The sequence below is a fragment of the Dyella sp. genome (assembly GCF_051954575.1).
Classification (GTDB): Bacteria; Pseudomonadota; Gammaproteobacteria; order Xanthomonadales; family Rhodanobacteraceae; genus Dyella_B.
This window is the reverse complement of sequence record NZ_JBQCHP010000145.1, coordinates 1-9,277: the sequence shown is the minus strand read 5'-3', so window position 1 is coordinate 9,277 and position 9,277 is coordinate 1. Positions and strand designations below refer to the sequence as shown.

Annotated in this window: 4 protein-coding genes; 1 reads left to right on the top strand and 3 read right to left on the bottom strand. The window is 62.2% G+C overall.

What is annotated here, in order from left to right; genetic code table 11:
* The 3 genes from ACTHNE_RS18120 to ACTHNE_RS18110 all read right to left on the bottom strand — a co-directional run.
* A partial coding sequence (locus ACTHNE_RS18120; protein ID WP_440269964.1) for a TIM-barrel domain-containing protein occupies positions 1-2,075 on the bottom strand: 2,075 nt, incomplete at its 3' end.
* A 165-nt stretch (positions 2,076-2,240) separates the two neighbouring features.
* A complete protein-coding gene (locus ACTHNE_RS18115) occupies positions 2,241-3,809 on the bottom strand; it encodes an alpha-amylase family glycosyl hydrolase (protein ID WP_324942543.1) in 1,569 nt (522 codons plus the stop codon).
* Positions 3,810-3,971: 162 nt separating this feature from the next.
* Complete coding sequence (locus ACTHNE_RS18110; RefSeq protein ID WP_324942540.1) at positions 3,972-6,899, bottom strand: TonB-dependent receptor; 2,928 nt, start codon at positions 6,897-6,899, stop codon at positions 3,972-3,974.
* A gap of 639 nt (positions 6,900-7,538) precedes the next feature.
* Between ACTHNE_RS18110 and ACTHNE_RS18105 the strand changes: the two genes are divergently transcribed.
* Positions 7,539-9,152, top strand: coding sequence for an alpha-glucosidase family protein (locus tag ACTHNE_RS18105; protein WP_324942537.1), 1,614 nt, complete (start codon positions 7,539-7,541; stop codon positions 9,150-9,152).
* The last annotated feature ends 125 nt before the right edge of the window (positions 9,153-9,277 follow it).

Here is a 9,277-nt window from a genome sequence, read left to right as displayed (position 1 = left end):
CGTTGTGAATAGAACGCGCCATGCTCGTAGGCATAGGTGCTGCCGTCATCGTCGTAATAATCGAAGTGCGTGGCGTGGCCGGCGGGAAAAACGTCCACGGTAAGCTCGCTCACCGGCCGCTCGCCCACGTAATCCATCGCCGGCTGCGTCGGGATGATCGCGCCATCGCGGATGAACAGCGGAATGTCGCTCCAGCTCTTGCTGTCCACCGCGTAATGGATGGTCTGGCCACCCTGGTAGATCTTGCCGGTGAAGTAATCGGTCCACTGCCCGGCCGGCAGATAGATGTCTTTCTCGGTCTGTCCCTTCGCCACCACCGGCGACACCAGCAAACTTTCGCCGAACATCCACGCATCCACGTCGTCGCGCACCTGCGGATCGTCCGGATAGTCGAACGTCAGCGGCCGCACCAGCCCTACGCCTTCGGTGGTGGCGGTGCGCTCGTAGCTGTAGATATAGGGAATCAGCGCATAACGCAGGCGCATGGCGTCCGCCGCCGCTTTTTCCGCGACCGCGCCATACATCCATGGCTGGCGCTTTTCGCCCAGCGTGCCGTGCACGCGGAAGATCGGCACGAACGCGGCGAACTCGATCCAGCGCGCGTAATTCTCGCTGTCCGGATGGCCTTTGAAACCGCCGCCATCCATGCCCCATTTCATCTCGCCCACGTCGATGGCGCTCAGCATGCGTTGGCGCTGCGCGGCCATGCTGTCGAAGCCGGTGTCGATGTCGCCCGACCACAAGCCGTAGGCATAACGTTGCGCGCCGAGATAGAAGTCACGATTGATCGACCACACCCGCGTCGGCGTGTACGCCCGCTGGCCTTCGTACAGCGCGCGCTGCATGTTGAGGAATTGCGTGTTGCTGTTGGTGTCGTCCGCTTCGTCGTTCCACCAGCCGACGATGCCGGTGTCGAAGGCATGCTTGAGCGCATCGTTGAAGAACCACGCACGCACTGCGGACTGGTCGAAGTCGAGCTCACGCACGAGTTTCAGCGAGAAGTAATCCGGATTCTGCGGCTTGCCCGGCACCCAGAACCCGTGCGCCTCGGCGTAGCGCCCTTCCACCGTATCGACGTGGATGCGCGGCTTCATGATGCCGGTCATATGCATGCCGAGCTGGTCCATGCTGGTTTTCAGCGCACCGCTGGGGCCGTCCGGGAATTTCTTTTCGTTCCAGCGGAATTCGCCGTAGTTGTCCTCGCCCCAGGCTTTCCAGTCGAAGTCGAAGGTGAAGTTGTCGATCGGAATGTGCCGATTGCGATAGCCCTTCACGATGGCCAGCAGTTCCTGCTGGTCGATGCCCCACTGGCTGTTGGTGAAGCCCATTGCCCACTTCGGAAACATCGGCGGCGCACCGCTCAAGCTAGCGAGCGCGGCGAAGATCTTCGGCGGGGTGCCGGCGATCACGTCATAGCTGACGTCCTCGCGGTTGATGCCGCTGACCGCGAGATGATCGCCCTCCAGATCGAATTTGGCGCCGACCGTATCGACCAGCACGCCGTAGCCGCGCGTGCTCCACACGAACGGTCCGCCCGGATAACCCTGCTCGCCGGCCTTGGCGATCTGCACGCCATGGCGCAGCAAGCCGCCCTTGGCCGGCTCGAAGGCGTCGTAGCCGCCGATGCCGTAGAGCGCATCGCCGGCGTCGTGCTGCAGGTCGATGCGGCGATCCATCAGGCTGGCCGGATCGGTCTGCAGCAGCGGTTTTCCTTGCGCGTCGGCGATGGTGAGGCGGCCGGTACGTTTGTCCCAGCTGGCGGTCAGCTCCTTGCTGGCTACGGACGCGCCATCGGCGCTAGTGCGCACGCGCAGGTTCGACAGCGGATCGCGCGAACCATGCGGATCCATCACGATCCCCGGACGCGTGCTGCGACCGTGTGGCATGCCGTGGACCTGCACCACATTCGGCGCGACGAAACGCACGCTGATGCGGTCGTTACCCTGTACCAGCTCGATACCGCGCGCATCGGCGTGATCGAGCTGGAACGTTGCGGGAGTTTGGTCAGCGAAAGCCGAGCAAGACGTGGAGGCGATCAGCAGGCCATAGACGGCCAGGTTACGCAGGGTTGTCATCCACCATCCTTCTTGTTGCAACGGGGAGCGGGGTGTCACGCGGGGCTCCCGACTATAACCGCACTCGATCAAGGCAGGGGTAGGTCAAACCCCAACGTCGGGACGCATGGACTTGTCGAATGTTGGGGTTTGCACCCCAACTTACGGCTCCCGAGGCGGCATACGTCACCGCAAGATCGCGGTCGTATACGGCGGCAGCGTCAGCTTGCCGTTCGCCAGCACCACGCCATCCTGGCTGTGCAGTAACACCGACGTCACATGCGCACCCGCACCCAGCTCGAACACACGCGCTTCACGCGACAGGTTATGCACCACCAGCACGCGCGACTGCGCATCTTGCAAGGTGTACGCCAGCAGGTGTGGATCGGCCGCGGGCACGTCATGCAATACGCCGTCGCGCAGCGCGTCCACCTGCTGGCGCCAGCCGATCAGCGTGCGATACAGATTGAGCAGCGAACCGGCGTCGGCTTGCTCGGCCTCCACCGAAATCGCCGCGTCGTCGGTGGTGCTCCAGGCTTTCCAGCTCGCCGTGCCCTGGCCTTTGCCGTTGCGGTACCAGCGCATCGGCTCGCGGATGTTCTCATCGGGCTTGGCGCCCTGCATGCCCAGCTCTTCGCCGTAATAGATAAAGGGATGACCCGGCAGCGTGAGCAGCAGCGCGGCGGCCACGCGCATATGCGCCATGTTGTCATCGAGCTGGCTCATCACGCGATCCTGGTCGTGATTGCTGAGAAACGGCGCATCGTCGAAATCGCCATGCGCATGCTCGCGATAGGCTGCGTAGGTGTATTGCAGCCCGCGGCCTACACCTAAATTGCGCTCCTGGTTCACGCTCTGGATCAGCTGCATGGCAAGGGGGAAATCGAACACGGTATTGAGCGGACCCATATACGGCGTGAGGTCGTCCGGATTCTGGCGCGCCACCTCGCCCACCAGCCATACGTGCGGATTGGCCGCCTCCAGCGCACGGCGGTATTCGCTCCACCAGCGCAGGTTCTTCTGCAAGGCGATGGGGTCGTTCATGTCGGTGCGCAGATCGTCATAGACATGCTGCGCGGCATCCAGGCGAAAACCGTCCACACCCTGCCGCAGCCAGAAGCGGCCAACGTCGATCATCGCCTTGCGCACGGCCGGATTGTCGTAGTTGAGATCGGGCATGGCGGCGACGAAGGTGCCTTCGTAATAGGCGCCATTGGGTGCGCGATGCCAGGCGGAACCGCCGACGGCGCTGATGGCTTTGAGGTCGGTGCCCGGCTTGGCCCACAGGTACCAGTCATGATGCGGGTCCTTCGGATCCAGCGCCGCCTTGAACCACGGATGCTGGTCGCTGGTATGGTTGATCACCATATCCATCACCACCTTGATGCCACGCTTGTGCGCCTCGGCCACCAGCTGCTTGAAATCCTCAAGCGTGCCGTACTGCGGATTGATGCCTTCGTAGTCGGTGATGTCGTAGCCGTGGTAGGTCGGCGAGGGATTGACCGGCATCAGCCAGATGCCGCTGACGCCCAGCGATTTGATGTAATCGAGCTTGGCGGTGACGCCATTGAGATCGCCGATGCCGTCGCCGTTGCTGTCATAGAACGCGCGCACGAAGATTTCGTAATAGACGTCCGACGACGCTTGCGCAGCCGGTTTCGTCGCGGCCTTCTCCTGCGCAAAAGACGGCACGGACAGCAGCGCGAGCGCCGCAACGATCACGGCGGAACGTAGTGCGGTGGTGAACTTGAACATAGGGTCGCCTCCCGGGAGTGGAGTGTCGTCGTCACGGCACGGCCGCGCAACGAGTCGATGGGGATCGCGCCTGGAAAAAGACCCGGCTCCACAATCGTCAACGGAGCCGGGCCGGGGGAGCGCGCCGGACACCACGGGAGGGTGTCCGGCACGTTGCTTCACTTAGAGCTTGAAGTTCACGCCCAGATAGCTGGTGCGTCCGAAGTACTGGATCGTACCGGTCTGCTGCGGATTGCCGCCAAAGTAGGTCTTGGTCGGCTGGTTGCTCATGTTGAGCATCTGGTACACCACGCTCAGCTGCTTGGTGATGTTGTAGGCCGCCTGGAAGTCGTACACCGTTTCGGACGCGAACGTCACCAACTGGTTGTTGACCGCAATCTGCGTGTTGGAGAGGAACGACGAGCGGTAGTTCGCCGAGAAACGCGCGGAGAACGTGCCGTTGTCGTAGAACACCGCCGCACTCGCCACGCGTTTGGACAAGCCCGGCAGGCCGATGTACGTGGTCGGGCCGGCCAGGTTGGTCGGGTTGTGCACGTTGCTGTTGGTCAGCGCCAGGTTCGCATCGAAACCAAGGCCCGACCAGATGCCCGGCAGGAAGTGCGTCTTGGTGAACGAGGCTTCGATACCGCGCACGTCGCCGCCCTTGGCGTTGTACGAGGTCTGGTACTGGCCGTTCGCATACGGCTTGCCGGTGGCCGGATCGTTCGGCACGGTGATGCCGATGGAGGCGAAGTCGAAATTGTTGTAGGTAACGTTCTGCACGAACGAATTTACTTTCTTGAAGAACACGCCGGCCGTGACCGCACCGGTGGAATCATCGAAGTAGTGCTCGTAGTCCAGGTCGTACTGGGTGGCGCGCAGCGGATCGAGCAACGGGCTGGTGCTGCCCCACACGTTGTACTGGCCGCTCGAGACCCACGAGCCGGCGCCGGCCAGCATCGTGTTGATCGGCGGACGCGACAGCGCCTTGGACGCCGAGAAACGCGTCTGGTCGTTGTCGGTCCAGTGATAGATCAGGTTCAACGAGGGCAGATAGTCGGTGTAGGTCTTGCCCAGCTTGATCGGTGCATAGTCCCTGCTGCTATTGCCGTTGCCATCGACGATCAGCACGCCCGCGCCGTTGCCGACCTGCTGCAGGCCATAGCTGTATTGCGACTGACGCGACACGCGCACGCCCACGTTGCCGGTCAGCTCATGCCCGAACAGTTGCGCGTCGATGTCGCCCATCACGAACAGGTCGCGGGTCTTTTCGTTGACCGAGCCGCTCTGGATTTCCGACCAGCTCTGGTCGGTGATGTTCTTCACCGGGTTGGCGACGATGCCGTGAGCCGCAAGGATCGCCGGGCCATTGAGCGTAAGGAAGCAGGGGAAGCCGCTGAACTTGCCCTTCCAGCAGGTGACTTGCGCGGCACTGGTCGGAATTGTCAGCGGCGGCTCGCCAGCCACCGGCGAGGTGTTCCACTCCGAGCCATACACGTACACTTCGCGGTCCGCGTTGTACGTGTGGTTGTTCAAGTACACGCCCGCTTCGACGGCCGAGAACACCGGGTTCTCCGGCAGGTCGTACTGCACGGCGGTGCGGAACGCCTTGTTCCGGTCGTGATAGATGTACGGATACACACCGTAGCGCGACAGGGCCATGTCGTTGAGATTGGTATAGAGGCCCGGGTTGGCGACCGATACGTCGCCGATGTTGCGACCCTTGAACTGGAACGTGGTCGACTGCGCCATCAACTGTGGCGCACCGGTGCCTAGACCTGTGTACGGATCGGCGGTGGTGTCGACGTTGATCTCGTTGCTGGTGGCGCGCGACATCGAGATATCCGATTCCACGTGCCAGTTGCCGTGATGCCACTTCATGTTCAAGCCGCCGGAGAACACGCTCTGGTGCTTGGTGTAGTTGTCTGCAGTGGTTTCGTTGGAGAACTGATAGTTATACGGTTGATTGGTACGCGGATCGATGCTGCCACCGAACGGATTGTTGGTCACCGTGCCGCCAATGACCGTACCCAGCGAACTCAGCACCGGATTGGTGATCTGCGCGTTGTTGCCGTAGAAGTTCTGTGAACGCAGGCCGTAGCCGAACGAGGAGTTGAAGAACTTCGAAAAGAACGTGTCAGCAGTAAGCTGCAGCTCATCGGTCGGCTTCCACACCACCGTGCCCAGATAGCCGCGGCGACGCTCTTCGCCGCCGTTCTGCTGCAGCTGATAGCCTTCGGGCAGATAGGCGCTCGGTGAGCCAGCGCTGCTATTCAGTTTATAGAGGCTGCCATCCGACGCCTCGCCCACGAACTGCTCGGCCACATGCGGCTGATACAAATCCGCAAAACCCAGCCCGATACCCAGCGTGTTGTGCAGGAACTTGCCCTGGTAGGCCACGCTCAGGCGGTAGCCGACCGGATTGGCGTTCGGCACGTCGTGCGCCTGGCCGTCATAGCTGCCGCGCGCGTCGACGTTGAGCGACTGATCCTTGGTGTTGTCCAGCGGATTGGCCGTCTGCAGCGCGATGGTGCCGGCCACGCCGCCTTCGATCAGCGAAGCCTGCGAGGTCTTGTACACCGTCGCCATGTTGATCAGCTCAGACGGGTACTGATCGAATTCGATGTAGTTGGTGCCGCTGGTCGACGGCTGCTCTCGGCCATCCAGCGTGGTGAGGATGAAATCACCGGAAAGGCCGCGGATGTTGATCTGCGATGCCTGGCCGGCGATGCGCTCGGCCGATACGCCCGGCAGATGCGTCAGCGAGTCGGCGATCGATTGATCCGGCAGGCCACCAATATCGGCCGCCGTCACCACGCTCTGGATGGTATCGGCATAGCGCTGGTAGTCGATCGACTTTTCCACGCTGCTGCTGAAGCCGGTCACCGTCACCGTGGACAGGCTCTTGGCCAGTTGCGCCTGGCTCTTCGGATTGGTCGTCGCCTGCGACGTGCTGCCGTTGCCGGTGTCGTTGCTGGCGGTGCTTGCCTGTTGCGAGGTGCCGGGCGTGGTCTGCGCGCCGGTGTTGTCCGTCGCGGCCTGCACGCCGAAAGCCATGGTGAGACCGGCCGAAGCAAGAGCCATCACCAGCACATTACGCTTGAGTATCACGAGTCCCCTCCCCAAAAAAATTTCTTGTAATCGCCTTTTGTCGGCCGCCGGTGCGTTGGTTCGCGATGCGGTCGGCGCCCACGCGACGGACGAAACCGGCGGCGTGAGCGGATGGTAGGGCGCGTTTTTCCCAGCAGACCACATCATGCATACGTATTCATACCCCGGGCTCGCCGGCCGTCATCGCAGCGCAACATGAGCGGTTAGCATGCACGCGCCATTACGCCGAACCCGCCAAAAATGCCGGGATCCCTTCATTTTTTTGTGCCCGTCATGACATCGGGCCTGCGTGCGCCGGTTTTCGCGACGCGTGCTTCATGCCGCAACCGCAGCACGAATGAATACGTATGCAGGCCATGCAAGCAACAGGAACCTCAGACTTAAGCTGCACCACGCCAACAAGCTGCTTCCTCTCGGAAGTCGGGGTGGAATGCGTCTTGCGCGCACCTCTCACGGCTGTCATTCCCGCGAAAGCGGGAATCCACTTTGCTCCGATGCAAAAGGCAACGATGGATTCCCGCTTTCGCGGGAATGACGGCCATAATGAGTACGCAAGATGCGCTCGCCTCGATCCACTGCTCCAGTGGCTAGGGAAACAGACGAAGGCGAGTTTTCGGCCTTACAGGGAAACCGTTGCACATGACCGATGCATCCTGGTGGCGCGGCGCCGTCATCTATCAGATCTATCCACGCAGTTTTCTGGATACCAATGGCGACGGCGTCGGCGATCTGCCGGGCATTCTCGAACGCCTGGACTACGTCGCCAGCCTGGGCGTGGATGCGATCTGGATCGCGCCGTTCTTCCGTTCGCCAATGGCCGATTTCGGCTATGACATCGCCGATTACCGCGACGTGGATCCGCTGTTCGGCACGCTGGAGGATTTCGACCGCGTGCTTGCCAAGGCGCACGGCCTGGGCTTGAAGGTCATGATCGACCAGGTGCTCAGCCACACCTCCGACCAGCACGCCTGGTTCAAGGAAAGCCGCGAAAGCCGCGACAACCCCAAGGCCGACTGGTACGTGTGGGCCGATGCAAAACCCGATGGCAGCCCGCCGAACAACTGGCTGTCGATCTTCGGCGGTTCGGCCTGGCAATGGGAGCCGCGGCGCGGGCAGTACTACCTGCACAACTTTCTCGCCTCGCAGCCGGATGTGAATTTCCATCATCCGGACGCGCGCGCGGCGGTGCTCGACAACGTGCGCTTCTGGCTGGACAAGGGCGTGGATGGCCTGCGCCTGGATGCGATCAACTTCTGCTTTCACGACCAGCAACTGCGCGACAACCCGCCCAAGCCGAAGGAAAAACGCGTGGGCCGCGGCTTCAGCCCGGATAATCCGTACGCGTTCCAGTATCACCTGTACAACAACACGCAGCCGGAAAACCTCGCGTTTCTGGAAGACCTGCGCGCCCTGCTCGATCGCTATCCGAACGCCGTGTCGCTGGGTGAAATCTCCTCCGAGGATTCGCTGGCGACGATGGCCGAATACACCCATGGCCGTCGCCTGCACATGGGCTACAGCTTCGAACTGCTCAGCAGCGATTTCAGCGCCGCGTACATTCGCCACACAGTCGAACAACTGGAAGCGCAGGTCAGCGAAGGCTGGCCATGCTGGGCCATTTCCAATCACGACGTGGAGCGCGTGCTCACGCGCTGGGGCAACGGCAATGCCTCGCCACGCCTGGCCAACCTGCTCACCGCGATGGTGTGCTCGCTGCGCGGCTCGGTGTGCGTGTATCAGGGCGAGGAGCTCGGCCTTACCGAAGCGGAGGTGCCATTCGAATCGCTGCGCGATCCCTACGGCATCACCTTCTGGCCGAACTTCAAAGGCCGCGACGGCTGCCGCACACCGATGCCCTGGAATGACAGTCCGTTCGCCGGTTTCAGCACGAGCGCGCCGTGGCTGCCGATCGACGAAGCGCACAAGACCCTCACCGTCACGCACCAGGAAGCCGACCCGAATTCCGTGCTGCACGGTTTTCGCCGCTTCATGCAGTGGCGCGCCACGCAGCCTGCCCTGCAGCGCGGCGACATCCGTTTCCTCGACGTGCCCGAACCGGTGCTGGCGTTCGTGCGCAGCCATGCGGGCGAGCGCGTATTGGCGGTGTTCAATCTCGGCAAGCGATCGCTGTCACTGGCGTTGCCTGGTTTCGATAACGCGATTTCCCTGGACGGGCATGGGCTTGAGCAGGGCAAGTTGGAAAACGGGCAAATGACGTTGCCAGGGCACGGCGTGTTGTTCGCGAGACTCTGAAACCGTGCCGAAAGGTTGAGCAGGTTGGGTTAGCGGCGCCAAAACCCACCCTTTAGCTACCAATAACTTGGGGTAAGCAGCGCGAACCCCAACAACCAAACCCACAGCACACTTGCCCCCCCACA

What these genes read in the sequence shown, in the direction of transcription:
- ACTHNE_RS18115 (WP_324942543.1), bottom strand. Translation starts at nt 3,809, where the DNA reads ATGTTCAAGTTCACCACCGCACTACGTTCCGCCGTGATCGTTGCGGCG.
- ACTHNE_RS18105 (WP_324942537.1), top strand. Translation starts at nt 7,539, where the DNA reads ATGACCGATGCATCCTGGTGGCGCGGCGCCGTCATCTATCAGATCTAT.